The organism is Pseudoflavonifractor phocaeensis (genome assembly GCF_021531815.1).
GTDB classification, from domain to species: domain Bacteria; phylum Bacillota; class Clostridia; order Oscillospirales; family Oscillospiraceae; genus Lawsonibacter; species Lawsonibacter phocaeensis_A.
In genome coordinates, this window is sequence record NZ_JADYUM010000018.1 from 18,430 (window position 1) to 44,318 (window position 25,889).

The following is a 25,889-nucleotide window of genomic DNA, read 5'->3' on the forward strand; positions in this document are numbered from 1 at the left end:
ACGCAGTATAAAAAGTGTGAATTTTGGCTCTATTCCTGATATTTAACGTCACAATTTGAGGCTCTATATAAGCACCTTCTTTCTGTTATTTCCCTCGAAATCAGGTTGTCCGCAAGGGCACGTGGGTTCGAATCCCACCGTCTCCGCCACGTCGTCGCAAGCTATATATCGCTTGCGACGACTTTTTTTAAAAATCATCGTGCGCTCATTCCGCTGCGGCTCCTCTCCAAACCAAACCCGCTGCGTTGGGCTTCGGCTTGGCTATGATATTGGCCGTCAAAATAGAATCCGCACACAAGAGGCCTTCTCCACCTTAGCCGGAGAAGGCCTCTTATTTGATCGTTTACAAATAGATCCGCCCCGTTTTACTGTGCGGAAAAATGATCCTTGAAGTAATCCAGAAACAACCGCAGACACCGGGAGGTATACCCGGCGCTGTTCCACAGAAGGATAGGCGTGGTGGCGGCATTGATACCCGCCACCCGTTTCAGATGCACCTGCCGGCATCGCAGCAGGTGAAAAATATCCTCCGGAATGTAACAGGCCGCCAGTCCTGCACAGGTCATCATCAGCGAGGAAAGCGCGCCGTTACATTCGTAAATGGCGTTGAGGCTGAATCCCTTCCGCATACACTCGTTTTGCAGCATAGCGTTATAGTCCCAGTTCCGGTATTCCCAATTCAGCGCGCCGATCTGGGCGCAAAAGGGAAGCCCCTTCAATTCTTCTATCTGGATCACATCCCGCTCAGGGCAGGGGTCCATATTCTCATGGACGGCCAGGACCAGAGACTCCTCTTTCATCACCATATAGGGAAAATTCCCCGTTTCCGACATCGGAGAGCGAAGAAAGGCCACGTCGATCGTGCCTTTTTGCAGGCTGATGAGCAGTTCGCTCGGGAGGCTGGGCTCGATATAAAAATTCACATTGGGATACCGCTTCCGAAAGCCCTCCACGCCTTTGGCAAAACAGGGAATGGCTGTATAGATCGTGCCCACGCTGATCTTTCCCCGCACGCCGGCCTCCGCCTCCTGCACCGCCTCCATGGTGTCCCGCATGTCGCTCAGCAGGGTCTTGCTCCGGGAGTAGAGGATCTCCCCCGCGTTGGTCAATTCCACTCCCCGGTTTGTGCGGACAAAGAGCTTGGCCCCCATCTCCTCCTCCAGCAGGGAGAGTTGCCGGCTCATAGGCGGCTGGGACACAAAAAGGCGTTTGGCCGCCTGGGTAATGTTCTTGGTTTCCGCAATTGCCACGAAGAATTCCAATTGTCGCAAATTCATAATTTTTCCCCATTTTAACGCCGCAAATTCTGCAATACAAAAATTGAATTGCCACTCAAAAGTTTTTGATATTTTACATTATAGCAAAAGGACGTTACAATGACAACAACCAAAAAATGTGCACAGTTTTTCTGGGACGGAGGCGGCCGGTCCGGCCGGTCTTTATCAAAGAGAAAGGAAGTTGCAGCATGACTCCTTATCCAAATTTGTTCTCTCCGGTCACGATCCGTGGAAAAAGGATCCGCAACCGGATCGAATCATCCCCCATGGGCCACAGCGGTTCCATCCCGCTGTATACCCGGGAGGCACAGGAATTGTATCGTGGTTTTGCCAAAGGAGGCGCCGGAATCGTCACATTAGGCGAGGCCGGCGTCGATTCCTATACGGATGACTGTCACCCCTCCATGCCTCATCTGGACAACCCGGACATTCTTCCTTCCCTGACCCAGACAGTGGACGCCGTCCACATGTGGGGCGCCCTGGCATCGGTGGAACTGAACCACTCAGGCAACCGTTCCAATCCAAAATTTGTGGCCCCGGGATACCACATCATGGGCCCCAGCGCCATGACCAACCTATATGGCGCTCCGGTCGTGGAAATGGACGAGGCCATGATGGACCGTATCGCAGACAAATTCGCTTACGCAGCCTACCTGGCCCAATTCGCCGGCATGGATATTGTAAACATCCACGGCGGTCACGGGTGGCTGCTTGGGCAGTTCCTCTCAGACTTGGACAACCACCGGACGGATGAATATGGCGGCTGTCTGGAAAATAAAGCCAGATTTCCCCTGATGGTCATCGACCGCATCCGCCAAAAATGCGGAAAGGACCTGATTATCGAATTCCGGCTCAGCGGCGACGAGACGCTGGAGGGCGGCATCACCCCGGAGGAGACCGTGGAGCTGGCCAAACTGCTGGACGGGAAGGTGGACATTATCCACGTGTCCGCCGCCACCTTCCACACCACCGACACCGTCTGCCGGATGCTCCCCACCGTGTTCACTCCCAGAGGCTGCAACACGGACATCGCCGCCCGGATCAAAGCGGTGGTCAAACACTCCCTCGTCTCTGTGGTGGGCGGTCTGAACGACCCGGACATCATGGAACAGACTTTAGCCCAGGGGAAGGCGGACCTAGTGGTAGCAGGACGCGCGTTTCTGGCCGACCCCGATTTCCCTCAAAAGGCCAAAAGCGGCCAGGCTGACCAGATCATCCACTGCATCCGCTGCACCAGCTGCATGAGCGCAGGTTTTATCCCCCATGTACCCTTTGCCTCCGGCGTACTCCGCTGCTCGGTCAATCCCACTTTAGGCCGCGAGTTTGAGACCAGCCACAGGGAGGGAGCCGCTCCCTCTCCCAAAAAGGTGCTGGTGGCCGGCGGCGGTCCCGCCGGCATGGAGGCCGCCCTGACCGCTGCGCGCCGGGGACACCAAGTGGTCCTGTGCGAAAAGTCAGACCATTTGGGTGCAAACCTGTACTACGCGGACGCCATTTCCTTTAAAGATGACCTGGTGGCCTTCCGCCGGAGCCTGATCGCCAACGTGGAACACCAGCAGGGGCTCCGGGTCCGGCTGAACACGCCGGTGACCCGCGATGTGATCGCACAGGAGAAGCCCGACGCACTGATCGCCGCCTGCGGCGCGGTTCCGGTCATCCCACCCATTCCCGGCGTGGAGGGTCCCAATGTCCACCATGTGACCGACCTATTCCAGAAGGGGCTGCGGCCTGGCCGGCGTATCGTGATGATCGGCGGCGGGCAGGCAGGCTGTGAAGAAGCGCTGGCGCTGGCCGACGAGGGACACACCGTCACCATTGTGGAGATGCAGCCCGAGCTGGCCCACGAGGCCTACTTTATCCACTGGAAACACATGCTGCGCAAGATCGCGGAGCACCCCGGGATCGCGGTCCTGTGCAGCACCCAGGTGAAGGAAATTGGTCCGGAGGGCGTGACAGTAACCAGTCCCGACGGCACCGGGCAGGTGCTGCCTGCGGATACCGTCCTCATCGCCGCCGGTATGAAGGGCAACGACGCCATGCTGGCAGAATGGGAGGCCCTGGTGCCCGAACTGCGCGTCATCGGTGATTGCGCCCACGCCGCCCGGATCATGGAGGCCATGCGCACCGGCTACTGCGCCGGCTATACAGTTTGAATGCCGGCATGATAAAGAAGACGTTTGACCGCATCCCGCGGAAGAATAAGATTGTTCCATACATCAAAAGGAGGAATTTTGAATGAAAAAGATGCTTTCTCTGGTCCTGACCTTGGCCTTGGCCCTGACTCTGTCCGGCTGTGCGGGCAGCAACAGCAGCGGCAACGCCGGCGGCGGTTCCTCCGCCTCCCAGTCCGGCAGTTCCTCCGGCGAGACCATGACCATCAAGCTTGCCACCATCGGTCCCGAGACCGGCACTGTCATGGCCGAGGCGGAACACGTTTTGATGGACTATATTGAGACGGCCAGCAACGGCGCCATCCAGGTGGAGTACTTCCCCAACGGCGCCCTGGGCAGCGACCTGGACCTGGCGGAGGGCCTGTCCAACGGCTCCATCCAACTGGCTACGCTGGGCACCTCCGTCCTGACCTCCTACACCGATAAGATGGGTATTCTGGATATGCCCTTCCTGTTCACCAACAGCGATTCCGCTCTGAAGGCGCTGAATGAGGGCGAGCTTGGCACCATTCTGGCGGACGCCATGGATGGGACCGGCATCCGCTTTTCGGAGGGCAACTGGTGCTTCGGCGGCTACCGCGGACTGAGCAACAGCGCCCACACCATCCGTACCCCTGATGACATGAAGGGACTGAAGATCCGCGTGATGGAGAGCCCCATTTTCATCGACAGCTTCACCCTGCTGGGCGCCAACCCCACTCCCATGGCCTTCGGCGAGCTGTTTACCGCCCTTCAGAACAAGACGGTGGACGGTCAGGACAACGACCCCTCTCTGACCTACACCTGCAAGTTCTACGAGGTACAGGGCTACTATACCGACCTGGAGCACATCCTGACCGTGAGCAACATGTTCATGAGCGAGAGCTGGTATAACAGCCTCAGCGACGACTATAAAGCCATCATCGACGAAGCTTGCCGCCAGTTCGCCGAGTACAGCACCGAAAAGGGCCTGGAGTCCTACGAGGAGAACCTGAAGCTGCTGGAGGACGAAGGCGTGGAGGTCACCCGGCTCACCGACGACGAGCGCAAGCAGTTCAAGAACGCTATCATCAGCATGTACGATTCTTACATCGAGACCATGGGCCAGGAGATCTTTGACGCCGCCCAGGCCTATAACTGAGCACATTCTTTCAGTCCCTGGCGTGCCTGCGGCATTCCCCGCCGCAGGCACGGCTGAATATCACAGGAGGAGGGGACCCTGACATGAAAAAACTGATTTCCATTTATAACAAGCTGGAAGAATACTTTTTGGTCTACAGCATGATCCTGATGGTCATCGTGGTGTTCATCCAGGTGATCTGCCGCTACATTCTGAACAGCTCCCTGAGTTGGAGCGAGGAGCTGGTCCGGTACATCTTCGTCTGGCAGGTATGGCTGGGCGCCAGTCTCGGCATGCGGATCAACGAGCACATCCGGGTGGACATGTTTGTGAAAAAGCTGCCTGAAGCAGCCCAGAAAGTTCTGGACCTGCTCATCATCTTGCTGCTTCTTTGGTTCTATGGCTTTTTGATCCTGTATGGCTTCCGGTATCTCCAGAGCGTCATCGCCAAGAATATGACCTCCACCGCCCTCCAGATCCCGCTGGCCTATGTGTACGCCTCCCTTCCCATTGGCTCCCTGGTAATCGCCATCCGCTATGTGGCGCTGTTTCTCCAAAAAACGGCCGCACTGTTCCGCGGTCCGTCCGGGAAAGGAGGGGATTCTCTGTGAACGGCGCATTGATCCTGTTTGTTCTATTCTTTATTCTCATCATTCTGGGCGTCCCCATCGGATATTCCATCGGCATTTCCTCGCTGATCGCGATCTTGGCCGCCGGGATCAACCCCGTCGTCTTTATCACCAGTTCGCTGGCGGGCAGCAACTCCTTCACCCTGTTGGCGGTCCCCTTCTTCATGCTGGCCGGCAACCTGATGGCCACAGGCGGCGTGGCCAAACGTATCGTCAACTTTGTCAACAGCTTTTTCGGTTATGTGACCGGCGGTCTGGCTATCGTGACCACGGTGGCCTGCATGTTCTTCGGGGCCATTTCCGGCTCCGCCGTGGCTACCACCTCCGCCATCGGCTCTTTTATGATCCCGGAAATGGAAAAACATGGATATGACCGGGATTTTGCCGCCACTCTGACCGCGTCCGCAGGTTCCGTAGGCGTTATTATTCCTCCTTCGGTGCCCTTCGTCATCTATGCCGTGGCGGTGAACGCCTCCGTCAAGGACCTGTTCATTGCCGGCGTGGTACCCGGTATCATGATGGGCGTAGCCATGATCATCATCTGCATCATCACCGCGCGGAAGGAGGGCTGGCACGGCAATACGGGCCGTCCCTCCCTGGCTAACGTATGGAAAACGTTTAAAGAAGGCTTTTGGGCTCTGCTGATGCCTGTCATCATCCTGGGCGGCATTTACGGAGGCATTTTTACCGCCACAGAGGCCAGCGTCGTGTCCGTGGTATACTGTGTCTTCATCAGCATGTTCGTCTACAAGGAGATGGACTGGAACGGCCTGTACAAAACCGTACGGGATATGGTGGGGCTGAGCGGCGTGACCATGTTCATGATGGGCTTTGCCAACGCATTCAGCTATTACCTTACCATGGAACGGATCCCCAACGCCATCGCCGAGGTGTTCCTCCGGATCAGCGACAACCCCATTATCATTCTGCTGCTGATCAATGTACTGCTGCTGATTGTGGGCTGCGTGGTGGACAACATCCCCGCCACCATCATTCTGGCGCCCATTCTGCTGCCCGTGGTGGAGCAGCTGGGGATGTCCCCCATCACCTTCGGCGTCATGCTGACGATGAACCTGGCCATCGGCTTTGTGACTCCTCCTTACGGCATCGACCTCTTTGTGGCCAGCGCCGTCTCCGGCGTCCCCATCGAAAACATGTGCAAGCGGGTGCTGCCCTTCATCGCCGCCCTGCTGATCGTTTTGATGCTGATCACATATGTGCCCTGGTTTACGCTGTTCTTGCTGTGACGGCGTTCATGGGCTCCCCGGCACCAGACGCCGGATGACAATTTCAGAATCATCAAGGGCCCTCCGTCCGTAAAACAGGCGGAGGGTCCTCCGTGTTTCCCATTTCTCCTCCATTCAACGAGAATTTCTTTCCTTTCCATGGAAGTAACAGCCAAAACGTGCTATACTAACCATAATTCTTATTGTGCCGTTTACATGGCGGCTACACTTTCTGATACGGTTGGAGGCTGCGGATATGACATCGGAAATTTTGCTCCGGGAAGCGGAACAGCTGGCTTCCCAAGTTCTGACTGACCGGCGGGCCCTGCACCAGATACCGGGGACCGGCTTTGACATCGCGGACACCCTGGCCTACGTCAAGGCCCAGCTGACGGCCATGGGCTACCAGACCCAGGACTGCGGGCGGGCCGGCGTGGTGGCCCTGGCAGGCGGAAAACGGCCCGGCAAGGTATTTCTCCTGCGGGCGGACATGGACGCCCTGCCCATCCGGGAGGAGTCCGGCGTGGAGTTCGCCGCCCAAAACGGCCGGATGCACGCCTGCGGCCACGACCTGCACACCGCCATGCTGCTGGGCGCCGCCCGCCTTCTCAAGGCCCATGAGGATGAGATCCTGGGCACCGTCAAGCTGATGTTCCAGCCCGCCGAGGAGATCTTCGAGGGCTCCCACGACATGATCGAAGCGGGGGTCCTGGCTGACCCGAAGGTAGACGCCGCCCTGATGATCCACGTCATGGCCGGGATGCCCTTTCCGGCGGGGACCGTCGTCGTCTCCGCCCCCGGCGTCAGCGCCCCGGCGGCGGACTACTTCACCATCACGGTCCAGGGCAAGGGCTGCCACGGCTCCATGCCCAACACGGGGGTGGACCCCCTGACCGCCGCCGCCCATATCCTCATCGCCCTCCAGGAGATCCACGCCCGGGAGCTAGCCATGGATGACCGGGTGGTGCTGACCATCGGCACCATGAACGCCGGAACCGCCGCCAACGTGATCCCCGACACCGTCTCCATGGGCGGCAGCATCCGGACCTTTGACGAGGAGACCCGGGCTTTCATCAAGGAACGTATGACAGAGATCGCCGAAGGCACCGCCAAGGCCTTCCGGGCGGAAGCGTCCGTGACCTTCGGCAGCGGCTGCCCCACCCTGGTCAACGACCGGGACCTGTCCCAGTGCTGCGGGCGCTATATGAAGGAGCTGCTGGGACCGGGCAAAGCCTTCTCCGTGGCGGAACTCAACGCCATGGGCGGCGGCGGACAGGGCTCCAAGAGTGCCGGCTCCGAGGACTTCGCCTACGTCAGCCAGGCCGTCCCCTCCATCATGCTGGCCCTGGCCGCCGGACAGCCGGAGAAGGGCTACCGCTATCCCCAGCACCATCCCATGGTGAAATTTGACGAGAGCGTCCTCCCCGGCGGCAGCGCGGTATACGCCTGGGCAGCCCTGCGCTGGCTGGAAGAGCATCCAGACTGATTTTTCCCCGGACATACGACATATCCCGGACGCCGCCCGCCACCCGGCGGCGTCCGGGGCGTCCCGTTCCCCGTTCTTTTCCAAAAATCCGTTTTCGCTCTTGCAAAGCCCGTTTTTTTATGATATAAATACCCTTAGTCTAAATGCGAAGAACGGGAAAATAGCGCGTATCAGTTTCGCAGAGAGGGGCGGTCACCGGCTGAAAGCCGCCCTGAAACCTCACCGCTTGGTTCGCCCGGGAGCGGCCCGTGAGAACGGGACGGTTTTCTCCGCCGTTATTGGAGTTCAAGTGCGTGCCCTCCGGGGCGCGAATGCGGGTGGTACCGCGGAAGGTTAGCCTTTCGTCCCAACATATCAGAAGGGACGGGAGGTTTTTTTCGACTCTTTTGGAGGTAAACATGATGCGTCTGATCCGTTCCGCAGCCGCAGCCGTCCTGTTGGCGGCACTGCTGGCGGGGCTGACAGCCTGTCAGTCCACCCCCGGCAGTCTTTCCCCGTCCGTACAGCCCCCCGCCGCCCAGAGCCGGGAGGAGGCCGTCCCAGGCCAAAGTCAGGAGGAAACCGCCCCAGCCCAGGCGCCTGCGCCGGAGCCGGAAGCCCCTGTCCCCCCTCCCGAGAACGTACCTTCCCAATCCCAGGCGGACCCGGAACCGGTTCCGGACCCTGAGCCCGAACCCGCCGCCCCGCCGGAAACGGAGCCCGCCGCACCTCCTGATCCCGCACCGGACCCTGTTTCACCCCCGGAACCTGTCCAGGAGCCTGAGCTGGAGCCTGTTCCGGCAGCAGAGCCTGAACCGGAGGTCCCGGTCCAGCCCGAGCTTCCCGAAGTGGAAAACCACACGCTCTATATTCTGATGTACCACCACATGGTGGAGGATGGACAGAATTACAACACCTGGACCATCACCACTAGCCGGTTCCGGGAGGACCTCCAGTGGCTCCGGGACCACGGCTACACCTGGCTGCTGCCCAGCCAGCTTGCCGCCGGAGAACCCCTGCCGGCCAAGGCGGTGCTCATCACCTTCGACGACGGCTACGCCAGCAACTACCAGCTGGCCTTCCCCATTCTCCAGGAGTTTCAGGCCAAGGCCGTCATCTCCCTGATCACCAGACATGTGGAAGACCAGGACCCCGATTTTCTTTCCTGGGATATGTGCCGGGAGATGGCCGCTTCCGGTCTGGTGGAGTTTGGTTCCCACACCTATGACTCCCACGGGGAGGCCCCGCGGGGCATCAAGCGCGCTTTCAGAGAGAGCCGTGGGGACTACGAAACCCGGATCTTCCCTGACATCCAGGCCAGCATCGACCAGATCCGGGAAAACTTGGGCACTGAGGTCCTGTTTTTCGCCTATCCCCACGGCCAGACGGAGCGCTGGGCCAGCGGTTTTCTGCGGGAGCACTTCGCCATCACCGTCACCACCCGCCACGGCCCCGCGGACCTCTCCCGCGGCCTGTATGACCTGCCCCGCCACAACATTACGGTGGAGCACCCGGTCAGCGAATTCTTAAAGTAGTGTTATTTTCTTCCAAATGAAAAAGGAGAATCAATTATGAAAGAACAGTTAGCAAAGATCCGCACGGAGGCCCTGGCCGCCTTTGAAGGGGCCCAGGACTCCGCCGCGCTGGACGCCCTGCGGGTCCAGTATCTGGGCAAGAAGGGCGAGCTCACCGCTGTTTTGAAGCAGATGGGCAGGTTGTCCGCCGAGGAGCGCCCCGCCATGGGCCAGCTGGCCAACGAGGTCCGCGCCGCCCTGGAGGAGGCCATTGAGTCTGCCTCCAAGAAGCTGGAGGCCGCCGCCCTGGAGGCCAAGCTGGAGGCTGAGGCTGTGGACGTGACCATTCCCGGCGCTCCGGTGTCCATCGGCCACAAGCACCCCATGTACAGCGCCCTGGACGAGATCAAGGACATTTTCGTGGGCATGGGCTTCACCGTTCTGGACGGCCCCGAGGTGGAGCTGGCCTACTACAATTTCGACCGCCTCAACGCCGAGGAGGGCCATCCCTCCCGGGACTGGTCCGACACCTTCTACTTTGACGCCGACAGCCGGGTGATGCTCCGTTCCCAGACCTCCCCCATGCAGGTCCACGCCATGGAGACCATGCCCCTGCCTATCCGCATCATCGCCCCCGGCCGGGTGTACCGGAAGGACGAGGTGGACGCCACCCACTCCCCCATGTTCCACCAGGTGGAGGGCATGGTCATCGACAAGAACGTCACCATGGCCGACCTGAAGGGCACCCTGAACGCCGTGGTGGAACAGCTGTTCGGCAAGGGTACCGTCACCCGCTTCCGCCCCCACCACTTCCCCTTCACCGAGCCCTCCTGCGAAATGGACGTCCAGTGCCACAAGTGCGGCGGCAAGGGCTGCCCCACCTGTAAGGGCGAGGGCTGGATCGAGGTGCTGGGCGCCGGCATGATCCACCCCAAGGTGCTGGAGATGTCCGGCATCGACCCCGAGGTCTACTCCGGCTGGGCCTTCGGCATGGGTCTGGAGCGTCTGGCCATGCGCCAGTTCAAGATCACAGACCTGCGTCTGATCTTTGAAAACGACATCCGCTTCCTGGAGCAGTTCTGAGGCCGCGCCCCGCATTTGTAGGGGCGGTGTCAACCGCCCGCAGGCGCATTATATGTGCCCCTACATCCGACATATTAAGGAGTTTTGAGATATGAATCTATCCCGTAAGTGGCTCAACGAGTTCGTCACCGTTGAGGCCAATGACAAAGAATTTGCCGAGGCTATGACCCTGTCCGGCTCCAAGGTGGAGGTCACCGAGGACCTGGGGGCTGAGATCTCCAACGTGGTGGTGGGCCAGATCCTGTCCATGGAGCGTCACCCCGATTCCGACCACATGTGGGTCTGCCAGATGGACGTGGGCAAGGAGGAGCCTGTCCAGATCGTCACCGGCGCCTGGAACATCCACGCCGGCGACCTGGTCCCCGCCGCCCTCCACAAGTCCACCCTCCCCGGCGGCAAGAAGATCGAGAAGGGCAAGCTGCGGGGCGTGCTGTCCAACGGCATGCTGTGCTCCCTCAGCGAGCTGAAGCTGGATGAGCGGGACTTCCCCTACGCCGTTATCACCGCCGCCGCCCTGCTGAACGACTACAAGCCCCTGGACAAGGACAAGCCCTCCATCCCCGCGGACGTTCAGCCCGGCCACAAGATCTACGGCCCCGTAGTGGCCGCCCAGGTGACCGCTGTGGAAAACGCCGGCGTGAACCTGTGGAAGTGCACCCTCAACGATGGCAAGAATACCGCCCAGGCGGTCACCCCTTGCCAGAATATCCATGAGGGCGATATGGTGGCTCTGAACACCAAGACCGGCGCCATCTGCACTCTGGCCGACCTCCACGCCGATCAGAAGGAGTTCCCCCACTGCATCCCCGACGGCATCTTCATCCTCCACGAGGACGGCGTCAAGCCCGGCGACGACATCAAGCCCGTCATCGGCGCTGATGACCACGTGGTGGAGTTTGAGATCACCCCCAACCGCCCCGACTGCCTGTCCGTCATCGGTCTGGCCCGGGAGGCGGCGGCCACCTTCCACGCCGACCTGCGGCTCCACGAGCCCGTGGTCAAGGGCGGCGGCCAGGGCGACCTGATGGAGCTGCTGGACGTGGAGACCCCCGCCGCCGACCTGTGCCCCCGGTACACCGCCCGGATGGTCCGGAACGTGAAGATCGGCCCCTCCCCCAAGTGGATGCGGGAGCGGCTGCGCGCCATGGGCGTGCGCCCCATCAACAACATCGTGGACATCACCAACTACGTCATGCTGGAGTACGGCCAGCCTATGCACGCCTTTGACTACCGCTACGTAAAGGGCGGCAAGATCGTGGTCCGCCGGGCGGAAGACGGCGAGGAGCTGACCACCCTGGACGGCAACGTCCGGAAGCTGAACTCCAACATGCTGGTCATCGCCGACGACACCCGGGCCGTGGGCCTGGCGGGCATCATGGGCGGTTTAAACAGCGAGATCGTGGCTGATACCGTGGACGTGGTCTTCGAGTCCGCCAACTTCGACGGCACCACCATCCGCAAGACCGCCCTGGCCCTGGGCATGCGCACCGAGGCCTCCGCCAAGTTTGAGAAGGGCCTGGACATTCTCAACACCCTGCCCGCCGTCAACCGTGCCTGCGAGCTGGTGGAGCTGCTGGGGGCCGGTGAGGTGCTGGACGGCGTCATCGATATTCTCAACTATGTTCCCCAGCCCACCACCCTGAAGCTGAACCCCCAGCGGATCAACGCCCTGCTGGGCACCGACGTGGAGGCCCCCGAGATGGTCCGCATCCTGGAGAAGCTGGGCTTCGGCGTCAGCGGAGACGACGTCACCATCCCCTCCTGGCGCTCCGACGTGGTGGGCATGGCCGACCTGGCCGAGGAAGTGGCCCGGTTCCACGGCTACAACAACATCCCCTGCACCCTCCAGCGGGGCGAGACCACCCAGGGCGGCTACTCCGACGTCCAGAAGCTGGAGCGGTCTCTGGGCTCCGTCTGCCGGTCCATGGGCTATGACGAGATCATCACCTACTCCTTCATCTCCCCCACCTACTATGACAAGATCCGCTGGGACGCCGACGATCCCCGCCGGAAGTCCATGAAGATCATGAACCCTCTGGGGGAGGACACCTCCATCATGCGCACCACCGTTCTGCCCTCCATGCTGGAGATCCTGACCCGGAACTGCAACTTCCGCAACAAGTCCGCCCGCCTGTACGAGCTGGGCCGGACCTACTTCGAGCGGGAGGACGGCCTGGCCGACGAGCCCAAGGTGCTGTCCCTGGGCGCCTACGGCGGCGGCATGGACTTCTTCGCCCTGAAGGGCGCGGTGGAGGCCATCCTCAGTTCCATCCGGGCGGAGGACGTGACCTTCGAGGCTGTGACGGACAACCCCTCCTACCACCCCGGCCGCTGCGCCCAGGTGCTGGTGGGCGGCAAGCATGTGGGCGTGTTCGGCCAGATCCACCCCCTGGTGGCCCAGAATTACGGAGTGGATGTGGAGCTGTACTGCGCCGAGCTGTCCTTCGACGCCCTGTTCGCCGCCATGGGGGCCGCCCCCATTTACAAGCCCCTGCCCAAGTTCCCCTCTGTCACCCGGGATATCGCCGTGGTCTGCCAGGAAGCTATCACCGTGGGCGCGCTGGAGAACGCCATCCGCAAGGGGGCCAAGGGCCTGCTCAAGGAGGTCAAGCTCTTCGACATCTACCGCGGCAAGGGCGTAGAGGAAGGCAAGAAGTCCGTGGCCTTCAACCTGGTCCTCCGCGCCGACGACCGCTCCCTCACCAGCGAGGAGGCGGATGCTGATGTAAAGAGCATTCTGGAGACGCTGGAAAAAGAGTGCGGCGCCGTCCTGCGCTGAACCTCCGTTCCGCCTCCTCGGGGGCCCTGCGCAGCGGGGCGCGCGTCAGCGCGTACAATGTTTTGTGAGCAAAATATTGACGCAAAACATTGGCGCAGGCGGAATTGAGTTCCGCCGAGCATTTGAAAAGCCCTTGGGGTCCCATTTGGATGCCGGCATCCAAATGGGAGGCGGCGGATGCTGATGTAAAGAGCATTCTGGAGACGCTGGAGAAAGAGTGCGGCGCCGTCCTGCGCTGAGTGCCGGAAGCAACCCAAAAATGCAATGACAAAAGGCCTCGGGGATGTCCCCGAGGCCTTTTTCCACATCAAGCAGGACCTGTTTTATTGTTTTGTCCCGCCCAAACCGTCCATATCAGACATGCCAGCCACAGCGCCAGGGCCCCGAGGGCCCCCAGCGCGGCAAAGCCCAGGCCCCAGCCCGCCGCCGGGATCCCGCTCAGCACAGCCAGACCGCCGCCCAACAGGCCGCCGGCCGCCGGGCAGGCCCAGAGGGAACGTGGCAGGGATAGTCCCGCCAGCGACGCCGTCATCACAGCTCCGCAGCCCACCAGCGCGCAGCAGGCCAGATAGAGGACCTCCCGCAAAATAGGGGCCAGACCGGCCAGCAGCTCCGCCTGTCCGCCGGGGTCAAGCTCTGTAAACCCGGGAATAAACCGCTCCGCCGCCCAGGCGAAGGGAGGCAGGCCGGTCAAATCCCCCGGATAAAACGCAGCCAGCGCCGCCAAAACGACGCACAGCGCCGCAGGGATCCAGGCCCATGACCTCTTTCGGCCCCCGGTCCGGCAGCGGTCGATCCAAAATATCACGCCCAACAGCAGCAGCGCCGCCCCAACTCCTGCCAGGTCAATGGCCACGTCCTTCAGCTGTCCGCTGCGCCCGGGCACATACCGCTGGTGGAGCTCGTCCAGTCCCGCCAGAGCGGCACATGCCAGCAGCGTCAGGACCATTTTTAGGTTCTTCTCCCTGGCCAGCCGGGCGGCCGCGAAATAAACCAGCAGCGCCAGGACAAAATACAAAAACATATGGGCGGCTTTCCGCTCAAAATAGGACAGCAATTCCACCGCGGCGTTCTGCGTCGCCGTGTCCACCGCCCCGAAGGCCGGGGACAGGGCATCCATCAGCCGCCACAGAAGACGGTCCGACAGGTCTCCGGACACGGCGGCCGTCTGGGCGGAGAAGCCCCAGATGACCCGGTACCAGAGGAGGGCGGGCAGCCAGGAAAAAATAGTTCCGAGCCTTTTCATGCCGTTTCCCTGCACGCTTCCCTTCCGCCCTCTCACCGGACCAGGGACTTGGGTCCAAAGCCGTGGGGCAGCAGGTCAGCCAGGGGGACCGTCTGAAAGTCCCCATCCCCCCGGGCGGCGATCACCCGCAGGCCGGGCGCGAACTCATAGAGCATCTGGCGGCAGGCGCCGCAGGGCCAGCAGTAGTCCTCTCCCTGTCCCGCGATGGCGATGGCCGTCCAGTCCTCCCTATGTCCCTCGCTGATAGCCTTGAGCAGGGCGGTGCGCTCGGCGCAGATGGTGGAGCCGAAGGCGGCGTTCTCCACGTTGCAGCCGGTAAACACCGTCCCATCGGCGCACAACAGAGCCGCCCCCACCGGGAATTTGGAGTAGGGCACATAAGAAAAGCGGTGCATGTCAAAGGCGCGCTTCACCAGTTCTTCGTCACTCATGAGAAATCCTCCTTACTTGGACCGTTTTCTTTAGCATAGCGCATGAGAAAAAAACTTGCAATCTTCTTTTATCCGGATTATAATAATGCCTGCTGAACAAGCCTCAAGCTGCGGCGCCTCAGGGCGGCGCGGCACAACAAGGGAGCTCGCAAACGGGCTGAGAGGAAGCTGTGCGCTTCGACCTGTGACCTGATTTGGGTAATGCCAACGTAGGGAGATAGTTTTCGGCCAAACCGCCGCGGGAACGTCTTCTGAACGTCAGGACGCCCCGCGGCGTTCTTATTTACAGCGAAAAGGAGGAATCCCACCGTGCTGGGAACTTGTCTGGAGAACGTCCGCAAGGCCGCTCCCCTGATCCACTGCATCACCAATTACGTCACTGTCAACGACGTGGCCAACATCCTGCTGGCCTGCGGAGGCAGTCCCATTATGTCCGACGACATCCAGGAGGTGGAGGACATCACTGCCCTGTGCGCCGGCCTGACTCTGAATATCGGAACCCTGAACCAGCGCACCCTCCCCTCCATGCTGGCGGCGGGCAAGCGGGCCGCCGCACTGGGCCACCCGGTGGTACTGGACCCTGTGGGGGCCGGCGCCAGCCCCCTGCGCACCCAGTCCGCCCGTTCTCTGATAGAGGCCATCCCCTTCACCCTCATCCGTGGCAACATGTCCGAGATCAAGGCCCTCTCCCAGCTGTCCATCTCCTCCCGCGGTGTGGACGCCGGCACAGGGGACGGGGTGACAGAGGAGACTCTGGAATCGGGCGTGGCCTTCGCCAAGGATGCCGCCCTCCGGTTTGGGACCATCGTATCCATCACCGGCGCCATCGATCTGGTCTCTGACGGGGCGCGCTGCTACGTGATCCGCAACGGCAGGGCCGAGATGGGCCGGATCACCGGCACCGGCTGCCAGCTGTCCGCCCTCACCGCCGCCTACCTGGCCGCCAACCGGGGCAACGAGCTGGAGGCGGCGGCCGCCGCCGTGGCCTCCATGGGGCTGGCCGGGGAGATCGGCTGGAGCCATCTGGCCCCCTACGAGGGCAACGCCACCTACCGCAACCGCATCATCGACGCCATCTTCCGCATGGACGGAGAGGTCTTGGAGAAGGGAGCCAACTATGAACTGCGATAAGAACGATCTGCGGCTCTACGCCGTCACCGACCGGGCCTGGCTGGGGGACAAGACTCTGGTTCAGCAGGTGGAGGAGTCCTTACAAGGCGGGGCTACCATGATCCAGCTCCGGGAAAGGCACCTGGACCGGGCCGCCTTCAAGGCGGAGGCCCTGGAGCTGAAGGAGTTGTGCCGGACCTACGCCGTCCCTCTCATCATCAACGATGACGTGGAGCTGGCCCTGGAGATCGGGGCCGACGGCGTCCATGTGGGCCAGGAGGACCTGGAGGCGGGCCGTGCCCGGGCCCTGCTGGGGCCGGACAAGCTTCTGGGCGTCTCCGCCCACTCTGTGGAGGAGGCCCTCCGGGCGCAGGCAGCCGGGGCCGACTATCTGGGCGCGGGCGCGGTATTTCCCACGGGCACCAAGGACGATGTGTCCGTCCTCCCCTATGAACGGCTGAAGGACATCTGCGCCGCCGTGGACATCCCGGTGGTGGCCATCGGGGGCATCGGTGAACACAATATCCTCCAGCTCGCCGGCAGCGGCGTCGCCGGGGTGGCGGTGGTTTCCGCCATCTATGCCCAGCCCGACGTGCGGGCCGCCGCCCGGCGCCTGAAAGCTTTGGCGGAGGAGATGGTGGCCAAGTGAAGCTGGATGGCGCCATTTTCGACCTGGACGGCACCCTCGTGGACTCCATGGACATCTGGAACGAGGTCCCCAAGGCCCTGGTCCGCCGGTTCGGCGGCACGCCCCCGGAGGACCTGGCACGGGACATCGAGACGATGAGCCTCCGGGACGCCTCGGAGTATCTGATCCGGACCTTCCGCCTGGACTGCACCCCGGAGCAGGTGATGGAGGGGGTCAACAGTCTGGTCACCGCCCAGTACCGGGACACGGTCCCCATGAAGCCGGGCGCGGACCGGCTGCTGGAGCGGCTGGCCGCCCTGGGAATCCCCTGCGGCATCGCCACCGCCAGCGAGGACTTCCAGGCCCAGGCCGCCATGGAACGGCTGGGGCTGTGGGACCAGTTCCGCTTCGCCGTCAGTTCCAGCCAGTACGGGTCCAAGACGTCCCCGGACATCTATTGGGAGGCGGCCCGGCGGCTGGGCAGCGCTCCGGAACGCACCTTGGTCTTTGAGGACGCCCTTCACGCCGCCCAGTGCGCCAAACAGGCGGGGTTCCTGGTGGCCGGGGTGTACGACGCCTCGGCGGAAGCAGACCAGGAGGCATTGAAACAGCTCTGCGACTGGTACCTGCCCCGGCTGGACATGCCATATTTTATGGATGAATTGGGCAGATAAACCAAAGTTTACGATCACAACTTCATATCCCCGCCGCGGTGGATCGGGGGCACCACCTTCCGCCGCGTTATAAAACTTCAATGCGTTTCAAGAATGAAAGGAGAATGTTTATGAAAACAGCATTGACGATCGCTGGAAGCGACTCCAGCGGAGGCGCCGGGATCCAGGCCGACATCAAGACCATGAGCGCCAACGGCGTATACGCCATGAGCGCCATCACGGCCCTGACGGCCCAGAACACCACCGGCGTCTACGGAATTCTGGAGGCCACCCCAGATTTTCTGGCCAACCAGCTGGACTGCATCTTCACCGACATCTATCCCGACGCGGTGAAGACGGGCATGGTCTCCTCCACTGCCCTGATCCAGGTCATCGCGGACAAGCTGACCCAGTATCAGGCGAAAAGCATCGTGGTGGACCCGGTGATGGTGGCCACCAGCGGGTCCCGGCTCATCTCTGAGGAGGCCGTGGACGCTCTGAAGGAGCGGCTACTCCCCCTGGCCACCGTCCTCACGCCCAACATCCCCGAGGCCGAGGTCCTGTCCGGGCTGACCATCCGGAACGCCGCCGACATGGAGGCCGCCGCCCGGGCCATCAGCGAGGCCTACGGCTGCGCCGTGCTGTGCAAGGGCGGACACCAGATCAACGACGCCGACGACCTTCTGTGGCGGGACGGCGCGGGCAAGTGGTTCCGGGGCAAGCGGATCAACAACTCCAACACCCACGGCACCGGCTGCACCCTGTCCTCCGCCATCGCCTCCAACCTGGCCAAGGGCTATGGTCTGGACGAGGCCGTGGAGCGGGCCAAGGCCTACATCTCCGGCGCTCTGGGGGCCATGCTGGACCTGGGCGCGGGCAGCGGGCCCATGAACCACCTCTTTGACCTGAAGGGGGAGTTTGTCCAATGATCTCTCCCATCATCACCGCCGTCTTTACCGTCGGCTACCTCCTTGTCACCCTCTGGCTGTGCCGGGGACTGAAGCTGGACGCCAAGGCCCTGGCCCTGGGGGGCGTCACCTGCGCCATCACCCTGGCGCTCTCCTCCATCTACATCCCCCTGCCCACCGGCTCCGCCATCACCGCCGGCTCCTGGATCCCCCTGATGCTGCTGGCCCTGACCTATGACCGCCGCCTGGCCTTCGTCACCGGCTGGGTCACCGGCGTCCTGGCCCTGTTCCTTCTCCCCCTCTGGGCGCCCGTCCACTGGGCCCAGATCTTCGTGGAACACCTGGTGGCCTTCTCCTGCCTGGGCTACGCCGGCCTGTTCGGCAGCGACAAGAAATGGAAAGTGCTGGCCGGGGTCCTGCTGGCCATCCTCCTGCGCTTCATCGGCCAGGTGCTGTCCGGCGTCATTTTCTTCTCTGACAACGCCTGGGACGGCTGGGGCGCTTGGGCTTACAGCATCACCTACCACCTGTCCTCCAAGATCCCCGAGGGCACCGTCACCGCCCTCATTATGCTGGCCCTGCCTCTCCAGACCATCAAGAAAGCGATCGGAGGGGACCGCAAATGACCTTTCTGGAAGAATGTATTCAGGACAGCATGCCCATCTGGGAGTCCTGCCTGGACACGGAATTTCTAAAGGGGATCGCCGACGGCTCCCTGCCCGAGGACTGCTTCAAGGGCTATATCGTGGATGACAGCCTCTATCTCCGGGAGTACTCCAAGGTCTTCGCCTGGGGCATGATCAACTCCCACGACATGGAGGAGATCCGCAACTACTACTCTCTGCTCTCCTTCGTCAACGAGAGCGAGGACGCCACCCGCCGCTACTACCTCAAGCGCTACCACATCACCGACGAGGAGATCCAGCCCCTCCCCCTCCGCCCGGAGAATCAGGCCTATGTGGACACCATGCTCACCGCCGCCCGGGAGGGGCAGGGCGCTGCCGAGTGTATGATGGCCTGCCTGCCCTGTATGCTCAGCTATGGCTGGATCTTCGGTGAGATGATCCGCCGCGCCCCCCAGGTGGAGCGCACGCCCTACTGGCCCCTGGTCAGCGACTACGCCGGCAACCGCTATGACGCCATCTGCAAGGCCTGGTCCCAGTTCACCGACAAGGTCTGCCGGGACCTGTCCCCGGAGCGCCGGCAGCGGTGTATGGAGATCTTCCGGGCCTGCTCCCAGCATGAGTACCACTTCTGGGAGATGAGCGCCCGGCCCCGAACCGATATTTGAGATGACAAGGAGTGCATGATAGATGGAACGCAATTACGCTACCCAGATGGACGCCGCCCGCCGGGGCATCGTTACCCCCGAGCTTCAAACCGTAGCCAAGAAAGAAAAGATGACCGTGGAGGAGCTGATGCCCCTGGTGGCCTCCGGCAAGGTGGCCATCCCCGCCAACCGCCTCCACACCTGCCTGGACGCCGAGGGCATCGGCTCCATGCTCCGCACCAAGATCAACGTGAACCTGGGGGTCTCCCGGGACTGTAAGGACTACGACATTGAGATGCAGAAGGTGCTGTCCGCCGTCAACATGGGGGCCGAGGCCATCATGGACCTGTCCAGCCACGGCAACACCCAGCCCTTCCGCCGCAAGCTCACCGCCGAGTGCCCCGCCATGATCGGCACTGTCCCCGTCTATGACAGCGTCATCCACTACCAGCGGGACCTGAACACCCTCACCGCCCAGGACTTCATCGACGTGATCCGCCTCCACGCCCAGGACGGCGTGGACTTCGTCACCCTCCACTGCGGCATCACCCGCAAGACCATCGACCAGATCCGCACTCACAAGCGGAAGATGAACATCGTCTCCCGGGGCGGCTCCCTGGTCTTCGCCTGGATGTGCATGACCGGAGAGGAGAATCCTTTTTATGAATATTACGACCAGATCCTGGACATCTGCCGGGAGTACGACGTGACCATCTCCCTAGGCGACGCCTGCCGCCCCGGCTGTCTGGCCGACGCCACCGACGTGTGCCAGATCGAGGAGCTGGTGCGCCTGGGCGAGCTGACCAAGCGGGCCTGGGAGAAGGACGTTCAGGTCATGGTGGAGGGCCCCGGCCACGTGCCCATGGACCAGATCGCCGCCAACATGAAGGTCCAGCAGACCATCTGTATGGGCGCTCCCTTCTATGTACTGGGTCCCCTGGTCACCGACATCGCCCCCGGCTATGACCACATCACCGCCGCCATCGGCGGGGCCATCGCCGCCATGAGCGGCGCCGCCTTCCTGTGCTACGTCACCCCCGCCGAGCACCTGGCCCTCCCCAATCTGGAGGATGTGAAGCAGGGCATCATCGCCAGCAAGATCGCCGCCCACGCCGCCGACATCGCCAAGGGCGTCCGGGGTGCCCGGGACATCGACGACAAGATGGGCGACGCCCGCCGGGCCCTGGACTGGGAGGCCCAGTGGGCCTGCGCCCTGGACCCCGAGACTGCCAAGGCCATCCGGGCCGACCGCTCTCCGGAGCACGACGACACCTGCTCCATGTGCGGCAAGTTCTGCGCGGTGCGCAGCATGAACAAGGCCCTGAACGGGGAACTGGTGGACATCCTTTAAACGCTGTTTTCCCAATGCTTCGGAACGCCGGACGGCCTTGCCGTCCGGCGTTCCTCCGCTTACAGGTCCAGGGCGTCGGCCAGGCTGTCCACGGCCTCGTTGACCCGCTTGGCGGCCATGTGGGCCGCCCGGCGGATCTGCCGCTGGGAGGGCGCCATGCTCATGCCCAGCACCGTCCCGGCCGCCATCCCCGCGGCCATTCCCATGAAGAACTTCCCGCTGCCCGAACAGGTATTCCCGCTCACGCTCGTCACTCCTTCCGGCGAAAGGGCGGACCGTCCGCTCTCACGCCCGCCATTATTCTTTCCGGAAATCCGGAAAAATCCGTTGCTAAATCCTGTCTGTTCCGCTATAATTTATCATGCCACTGGTACGGGCAGTTTTCCCCTTTCCCGTTTCAGAGAAATGTGGAATTTTCTCCCATTCCCAGACTGTTTTGGCTGATTTTTCATTGAATACGGCTTTGGCCCGAAATATCCGGAGGAATTTGATCCCATGAAACTTCTCATCAAAAACGGACGGGTGGTCCACCCGGTCACCAGCGCGGTCCTCCTTCAGAACCTGCTGGTGGAAGACGGCAAGGTATCTCTGTTGGAACGCGGCCTGGACGTGGAAGCCGACCAAGTCATCAACGCTTCCGGGCTGGTGGTCTGCCCCGGTCTGGTGGACATGCACGTCCACCTGCGTGACCCCGGCCTGACCTACAAGGAGGACATCCTCACCGGCTCCGCCGCCGCCGCCCGGGGCGGCGTCACCTCCATGGCCTGCATGGCCAACACCGATCCCACTGTGGACTGTCCGGAACAGGTATCCTACATTCTGGAAAAGGCCAAGCTGGGCTCCGGGGTCCAGATCTACCCCATCGCCGCCCTGTCCAAAGGCCTGCGTGGGGAGGAGCCCACCGACGCGGAGGCGCTGAAAAAGGCCGGGGCCATCGCCCTGTCCGATGACGGCAACAATGTGGACAACGCCAACCTGATGCGGGACGTGCTCATCCGCGCCCGGCGGCTGGACCTCCCCGTCCTTTGCCACTGTGAGGACACCTCTATGGTGGCGGGCCGGGCGGTGAACGAGGGCAGCGTCTCCCGCCAGCTGTGGCTGGAGGGCCGTCCCGCCATCGCCGAGGAGATCGTGGTCATGCGGGACGCCATGCTGGCCGAGGAAACCGGCGCCCACGTCCATATCTGCCACGTCTCCACCGCCCGCAGCGTGGACATCATCCGCAAGATGAAAAAGAAGGGCGTCCCCATCACCTGCGAGACCTGCCCCCAGTACTTCACCCTCACCGAGGACGAGGTGCTCACCAAGGGCTCCATGGCCCGGGTCAATCCGCCCCTGCGCACCGCCCAGGACGTGAAGGGCATCATCGCCGGACTGAAGGACGGCACCATCGACGTCATCGCCACCGACCACGCCCCCCACTCCGCCGAGGAGAAGGCCCGTCCCCTCACCCGTGCCCCCAGCGGCATGATCGGCCTGGAGACCTCCCTGGCCATCACCCTCACCGAGCTGTACCACACCAAGAAGATGGAACTGCCCGTCATCATCCGGCGGATGACCACCAATCCCGCCGATATCCTCCACCTGCCCAAGGGCCGCATGTCCCTGGGCGTGGACGCCGACCTGACCATCTTCGACCCCGACGAGGAGTGGACCATCGATCCCGAGCAGTTCGCCTCCAAGGCCCGGAACACCCCCTTCGCCGGACGCCGGGTCAAGGGCCGGGTCAAATACACCATCGTGCAGGGGAAGGTCATCTATCAGGACCAGTAATTTCCCCTCAACATAGCTCACCGGAGAAGAAAGGATTTGAATCATATGTCTTTTGACGTTTTACAGGACAAGATCCGCGCCATGAAAAACCCCACCGTGGCGGGACTGGACGCCCGCATCGAGTATGTCCCCGCGTATCTCCGCCAGGCCGCCTTTGAGGAGTACGGCGTGGGCCTGAAGGGGGCCGCCGAGGCCATCTACCAGTTCAACGTGGGCCTTATCGACGCGCTGTGCGACATCGTCCCCGCCGTCAAGCCCCAGTCCGCCTACTACGAGAACCTGGGCTGGCAGGGCATGGAGATGCTGGAGCGCACCATCCGGTACGCCAAGTCCAAGGGGATGTTCGTCATCGCCGACATCAAACGCGGTGACATCGGCTCCACCGCCACCGCCTACGCCGAGGGCTGGCTGTCTGGTGCCAAGATCGAGGGCCAGACCTTCAAGTCCTTCGACGTGGACTGTGTGACCCTCAACGGCTACATGGGCTCCGACTCCATCAAGCCCTTCCTGGAGGCCGCCAAGGAGGAGGACAAGTGCGCCTTCGTCCTGGTCAAGACCTCTAACCCCGGCTCCGGGGAGCTCCAGGACATCATCGCCGGGGACCGGCTGGTCTACCAGGTGATGGGCGACCTGAACGAGCGTATTGCCAAGGGCACTGAGGGCAAGTACGGCTACACCATGGCCGGCGCCGTCACCGGGGCCACCTATCCCTCCGACATCCGGGCCCTGCGCAAGCGCCTGGAGCACACCTTCTTCCTGGTCCCCGGCTACGGCGCCCAGGGCGGCACCGCCGACGACGTGCAGTACGCCTTTGACAAGTACGGCCACGGCGCCATCGTCAACTCCTCCCGGGGTATCATGTGCGCCTGGAAGAAGACCGGCGGAGACGGCCATGATTTTGCTGAGGCCGCACGGAACGCCGCCATCGCCATGCGGGACGATATCAAGCAGTTCGTGACCATCGTGTAAAATTTCAGCCCGACCACTGAAAGGAGGCCGTCATGGCAAAGGAAAAGCCCCGCTGCGTCCTGTGCGGACAGGAGACCGGCCTGTTTGACCGCGACTCCATCCGCTTTTACCGCACCACCCAGGTCGTCTGCTCCAAATGCCGGGACCGCTACGAAAAGGCGGAGGGACCGGAGCGGGACGCCCTGGACCAGCGTATTCTGTCCTCTCACTGCCTGGAAAACCGGGATGTGGTCCGCCGCGGCTATGAGGCGGCCCAGGAACAAAAGCGCGCGGAGGAGGAAGCCCGGCTGGAGCAGGAGCGGCAGACTCAGGAGCGCCGGGAGCGGCAGCGGGCCGTTCTCACCTGCTGCGGGCAGGAGATGACTTCCATGGGGGTGTCCACCTTCCAGTTAGGCGAGCACACCTTCCTTTTGGGCGACCTGGACAACCTGCTCTCCGGCTCCCTGGAGCTGGCCCTGTTCCGCTGTGAGCGCTGCGGACAGATCAAGTTTTTTGACCCCGCCTGTGTGAAAGAGTCTCTTTAAGTTCTCCCCATCAAGGTCCCTTTTGCGGGGGCCAATGAAAGTAGTGCTGTCATGAAAGTAGAACGCAAGTGTAAGATCGTCTCCAAGCAGCAGATGGGAGACGCCGTCTATATGGTCCTGGAGGTAGGCGACATGGTGCGCACCTCCTGCAAGGGACCCGGCCAGTTTGTCCACATCAAGTGCGGCGACGGCCTGCTGCTGCGCCGCCCCATCTCTGTGTGCTCCTGCCAGGAGGATGACCCCAGCGACCTGCTGGCCATCGTCTTTGAGGTCCGGGGCGAGGGCACCGCGTGGCTGGCCAACCGCCCGGTGGGCCACAGCGTGGACGTGATGGGCCTGCTGGGCAACGGCTTCCAGATCAAGCCCGAGGGCCGCTACCTGCTGGTGGGCGGCGGCATCGGCATCCCTCCCATGCGGGGCTGCGCCCAGTACACCCAGGGCCGGTCCACCGCCATTCTGGGGGGACGGTCCGCCGACAAGATCATCCTTCTGGACCAGCTCACCCAGGAGTGCGCCAAGGTGCTCATCGCCACCGATGACGGCTCCGTGGGCTACCACGGCTTTGTGGACGCTCTGGTGCGCCAGGAGCTGGAGCAGGACAAGAACTATGACGCCGTGCTGGCCTGCGGCCCCAAGCCCATGCTCCGGAACGTGGCCAAGGTGGCCGAGGAGCTGGGCGTACCCTGTCAGGTGTCCATGGAGGAACGGATGGGCTGCGGCATCGGCGCCTGCCTGGTGTGCGCCTGCGACATGAAGGACGGCAGCCGGAAGCACGTGTGCAAGGACGGCCCTGTCTTTGATTCCAAGGAGGTGGACTGGAATGTCTAACATCGACCTGTCCGTCACTCTGGCGGGGATGACCATGAAGAACCCCGTGGTGGTGGCCTCCGGCACCTTCGGCTTCGGCCGGGAGTATAACCAATTCTTCGACCTGTCCGAGCTGGGGGGCATCTGCGCCAAGGGCCTGACCCTCCACCGCCGGGAAGGCAATCCCGCCCCACGTATTGCTGAGACTCCCATGGGCATCCTAAACTCCGTGGGCCTGCAAAACCCCGGTGTGGACGCCTTCATTGCGGAGGAGCTGCCCTTCCTGCGGCAGTTTGACACCCGGGTCATCGCCAACATCTCGGGCAACACCCCCGAGGAGTACGGCATCATGTGCGAAAAGCTGGCCGGGGCCGGGGTTGACATGATCGAGGTCAACATCTCCTGCCCCAACGTGAAGGCGGGGGGCCTGGCCTACGGCACCCGGCCTGAGCTGGCCGCCGAGGTGACGGAGGTGGCCAAGGCCCATGCGGGCAGCGTGCCCGTGATGGTGAAGCTGTCCCCCAACGTCACCGACATCACCCAGATCGCCAAGGCAGTGGAGGGCGCCGGGGCCGACGCGGTGTCCCTGATCAACACCATCCGGGGCATGCGCATCGACGTGAACACCCGCCGGCCTGTGCTGAAAATGAACACCGGCGGCCTGTCCGGTCCCGCCGTCCTGCCCGTGGCGGTACGGATGGTGTGGGAGGTGGCCCAGGCCGTGAACATCCCCATTCTGGGCATGGGCGGCGTGGCCAAGGGGGAGGACGCGGCCCAGCTGATGCTGGCGGGCGCCTCCGCCGTGGCGGTGGGCACCGCCCTGTTCGCCGACCCCTTCACCCCCATCAAGGTCCGGGAGGGTCTGGCCGCCATCGCGGAAAAGCAGGGCCTGTCCAACCTCCGGGAACTGACCGGCGGAGTGAAGCCCTGGTAAAGCAGGAGCAGGGACACAGCCCGCTGTATCCCTGCTCTGCAG

24 protein-coding genes and 1 riboswitch are annotated in these 25,889 nt (G+C 62.5%); of the genes, 20 read left to right on the plus strand and 4 right to left on the minus strand.

From position 1 onward, the window contains the following. Nucleotides 1-365: 365 nt before the first annotated feature. On the minus strand, nucleotides 366-1,277 hold the full coding sequence (locus tag I6E42_RS10580; protein WP_235371908.1) for a LysR family transcriptional regulator: 912 nt from the start codon (nucleotides 1,275-1,277) through the stop codon (nucleotides 366-368). 188 nt (nucleotides 1,278-1,465) lie between these two features. Between I6E42_RS10580 and I6E42_RS10585 the strand changes: the two genes are divergently transcribed. The 8 genes from I6E42_RS10585 to pheT all read left to right on the plus strand — a co-directional run bounded on the left by I6E42_RS10585 (nucleotide 1,466) and on the right by pheT (nucleotide 13,243). Next, on the plus strand, nucleotides 1,466-3,430 hold the full coding sequence (locus I6E42_RS10585; protein ID WP_235371909.1) for an oxidoreductase: 1,965 nt from the start codon (nucleotides 1,466-1,468) through the stop codon (nucleotides 3,428-3,430). An 82-nt stretch (nucleotides 3,431-3,512) separates the two neighbouring features. Continuing rightward, nucleotides 3,513-4,568, plus strand: a complete 1,056-nt coding sequence (locus tag I6E42_RS10590) for a TRAP transporter substrate-binding protein (RefSeq protein WP_235371910.1) — start codon at nucleotides 3,513-3,515, stop codon at nucleotides 4,566-4,568. 83 nt (nucleotides 4,569-4,651) lie between these two features. After that, on the plus strand, nucleotides 4,652-5,158 hold the full coding sequence (locus I6E42_RS10595) for a TRAP transporter small permease (RefSeq protein WP_235371911.1): 507 nt from the start codon (nucleotides 4,652-4,654) through the stop codon (nucleotides 5,156-5,158). Continuing rightward, nucleotides 5,155-6,423, plus strand: a complete 1,269-nt coding sequence (locus tag I6E42_RS10600; protein WP_235371912.1) for a TRAP transporter large permease — start codon at nucleotides 5,155-5,157, stop codon at nucleotides 6,421-6,423. Before I6E42_RS10595 ends, I6E42_RS10600 begins: the two co-directional genes overlap by 4 nt. Nucleotides 6,424-6,658: 235 nt before the next feature. Further along, nucleotides 6,659-7,888 carry a M20 metallopeptidase family protein gene (locus I6E42_RS10605; RefSeq protein WP_235371913.1) on the plus strand — a complete coding sequence of 410 codons (1,230 nt, stop codon included), beginning with the start codon at nucleotides 6,659-6,661 and terminating at the stop codon, nucleotides 7,886-7,888. Between the two features lie 398 nt (nucleotides 7,889-8,286). Beyond that, nucleotides 8,287-9,402: a polysaccharide deacetylase family protein gene (locus I6E42_RS10610; protein ID WP_235371914.1), complete on the plus strand. Its 1,116-nt coding sequence runs from the start codon at nucleotides 8,287-8,289 to the stop codon at nucleotides 9,400-9,402. A 36-nt stretch (nucleotides 9,403-9,438) separates the two neighbouring features. Further along, on the plus strand, nucleotides 9,439-10,464 hold the full coding sequence (locus I6E42_RS10615; protein WP_235371915.1) for a phenylalanine--tRNA ligase subunit alpha: 1,026 nt from the start codon (nucleotides 9,439-9,441) through the stop codon (nucleotides 10,462-10,464). A gap of 91 nt (nucleotides 10,465-10,555) precedes the next feature. Then, nucleotides 10,556-13,243 (plus strand): phenylalanine--tRNA ligase subunit beta, encoded by a 2,688-nt coding sequence (gene pheT / locus I6E42_RS10620; protein WP_235371916.1) that lies wholly within the window; start codon nucleotides 10,556-10,558, stop codon nucleotides 13,241-13,243. 307 nt (nucleotides 13,244-13,550) lie between these two features. On the opposite strand, the gene I6E42_RS10625 is transcribed toward pheT, so the two are convergent. Both I6E42_RS10625 and cdd read right to left on the minus strand, forming a co-directional pair. Beyond that, on the minus strand, nucleotides 13,551-14,489 hold the full coding sequence (locus I6E42_RS10625; RefSeq protein ID WP_235371917.1) for a VanZ family protein: 939 nt from the start codon (nucleotides 14,487-14,489) through the stop codon (nucleotides 13,551-13,553). A 32-nt stretch (nucleotides 14,490-14,521) separates the two neighbouring features. Continuing rightward, complete coding sequence (gene cdd / locus I6E42_RS10630; protein ID WP_235371918.1) at nucleotides 14,522-14,920, minus strand: cytidine deaminase; 399 nt, start codon at nucleotides 14,918-14,920, stop codon at nucleotides 14,522-14,524. A 128-nt stretch (nucleotides 14,921-15,048) separates the two neighbouring features. Next, nucleotides 15,049-15,154, plus strand: a riboswitch (TPP riboswitch). Nucleotides 15,155-15,229: 75 nt separating this feature from the next. Here cdd and thiM point away from each other — a divergent pair. The 7 genes from thiM to thiC all read left to right on the plus strand — a co-directional run bounded on the left by thiM (nucleotide 15,230) and on the right by thiC (nucleotide 20,840). After that, a complete protein-coding gene (gene thiM / locus I6E42_RS10635) occupies nucleotides 15,230-16,051 on the plus strand; it encodes a hydroxyethylthiazole kinase (protein WP_235371919.1) in 822 nt (273 codons plus the stop codon). After that, the gene (gene thiE / locus I6E42_RS10640; RefSeq protein ID WP_235371920.1) at nucleotides 16,038-16,679 is read left to right on the plus strand and encodes a thiamine phosphate synthase; all 642 of its coding nucleotides are present in this window, start codon (nucleotides 16,038-16,040) and stop codon (nucleotides 16,677-16,679) included. Before thiM ends, thiE begins: the two co-directional genes overlap by 14 nt. Next, on the plus strand, nucleotides 16,676-17,332 hold the full coding sequence (locus I6E42_RS10645) for an HAD family hydrolase (protein WP_235371921.1): 657 nt from the start codon (nucleotides 16,676-16,678) through the stop codon (nucleotides 17,330-17,332). The genes thiE and I6E42_RS10645 overlap by 4 nt, the downstream gene beginning before the upstream one ends. A 110-nt stretch (nucleotides 17,333-17,442) precedes the next feature. Beyond that, nucleotides 17,443-18,240, plus strand: a complete 798-nt coding sequence (gene thiD / locus I6E42_RS10650) for a bifunctional hydroxymethylpyrimidine kinase/phosphomethylpyrimidine kinase (protein ID WP_235371922.1) — start codon at nucleotides 17,443-17,445, stop codon at nucleotides 18,238-18,240. After that, on the plus strand, nucleotides 18,237-18,845 hold the full coding sequence (locus tag I6E42_RS10655; protein ID WP_235371923.1) for an energy-coupled thiamine transporter ThiT: 609 nt from the start codon (nucleotides 18,237-18,239) through the stop codon (nucleotides 18,843-18,845). The genes thiD and I6E42_RS10655 overlap by 4 nt, the downstream gene beginning before the upstream one ends. Further along, entirely contained in the window at nucleotides 18,842-19,510 is a 669-nt protein-coding gene (locus I6E42_RS10660; RefSeq protein ID WP_235371924.1) for a TenA family protein, read from the plus strand. The genes I6E42_RS10655 and I6E42_RS10660 overlap by 4 nt, the downstream gene beginning before the upstream one ends. A gap of 22 nt (nucleotides 19,511-19,532) precedes the next feature. Further along, nucleotides 19,533-20,840, plus strand: a complete 1,308-nt coding sequence (thiC, locus tag I6E42_RS10665; protein WP_235371925.1) for a phosphomethylpyrimidine synthase ThiC — start codon at nucleotides 19,533-19,535, stop codon at nucleotides 20,838-20,840. A gap of 59 nt (nucleotides 20,841-20,899) precedes the next feature. Here thiC and I6E42_RS10670 read toward each other — a convergent pair whose 3' ends face one another. Then, nucleotides 20,900-21,085 (minus strand): hypothetical protein, encoded by a 186-nt coding sequence (locus tag I6E42_RS10670; protein ID WP_235371926.1) that lies wholly within the window; start codon nucleotides 21,083-21,085, stop codon nucleotides 20,900-20,902. A 250-nt stretch (nucleotides 21,086-21,335) separates the two neighbouring features. Here I6E42_RS10670 and I6E42_RS10675 point away from each other — a divergent pair, with 250 nt between their 5' ends. The 5 genes from I6E42_RS10675 to I6E42_RS10695 are packed head-to-tail and all read left to right on the plus strand — an operon-like array spanning nucleotide 21,336 to nucleotide 25,847. Then, the gene (locus tag I6E42_RS10675) at nucleotides 21,336-22,613 is read left to right on the plus strand and encodes a dihydroorotase (protein ID WP_235371927.1); all 1,278 of its coding nucleotides are present in this window, start codon (nucleotides 21,336-21,338) and stop codon (nucleotides 22,611-22,613) included. Between the two features lie 45 nt (nucleotides 22,614-22,658). Continuing rightward, a complete protein-coding gene (gene pyrF, locus I6E42_RS10680) occupies nucleotides 22,659-23,582 on the plus strand; it encodes an orotidine-5'-phosphate decarboxylase (protein WP_235371928.1) in 924 nt (307 codons plus the stop codon). Nucleotides 23,583-23,614: 32 nt separating this feature from the next. Continuing rightward, entirely contained in the window at nucleotides 23,615-24,106 is a 492-nt protein-coding gene (locus tag I6E42_RS10685) for a hypothetical protein (protein WP_235371929.1), read from the plus strand. Between the two features lie 51 nt (nucleotides 24,107-24,157). Continuing rightward, nucleotides 24,158-24,934 carry a dihydroorotate dehydrogenase electron transfer subunit gene (locus I6E42_RS10690; protein WP_235371930.1) on the plus strand — a complete coding sequence of 259 codons (777 nt, stop codon included), beginning with the start codon at nucleotides 24,158-24,160 and terminating at the stop codon, nucleotides 24,932-24,934. Continuing rightward, nucleotides 24,927-25,847, plus strand: a complete 921-nt coding sequence (locus I6E42_RS10695; RefSeq protein WP_235371931.1) for a dihydroorotate dehydrogenase — start codon at nucleotides 24,927-24,929, stop codon at nucleotides 25,845-25,847. Before I6E42_RS10690 ends, I6E42_RS10695 begins: the two co-directional genes overlap by 8 nt. The last annotated feature ends 42 nt before the right edge of the window (nucleotides 25,848-25,889 follow it).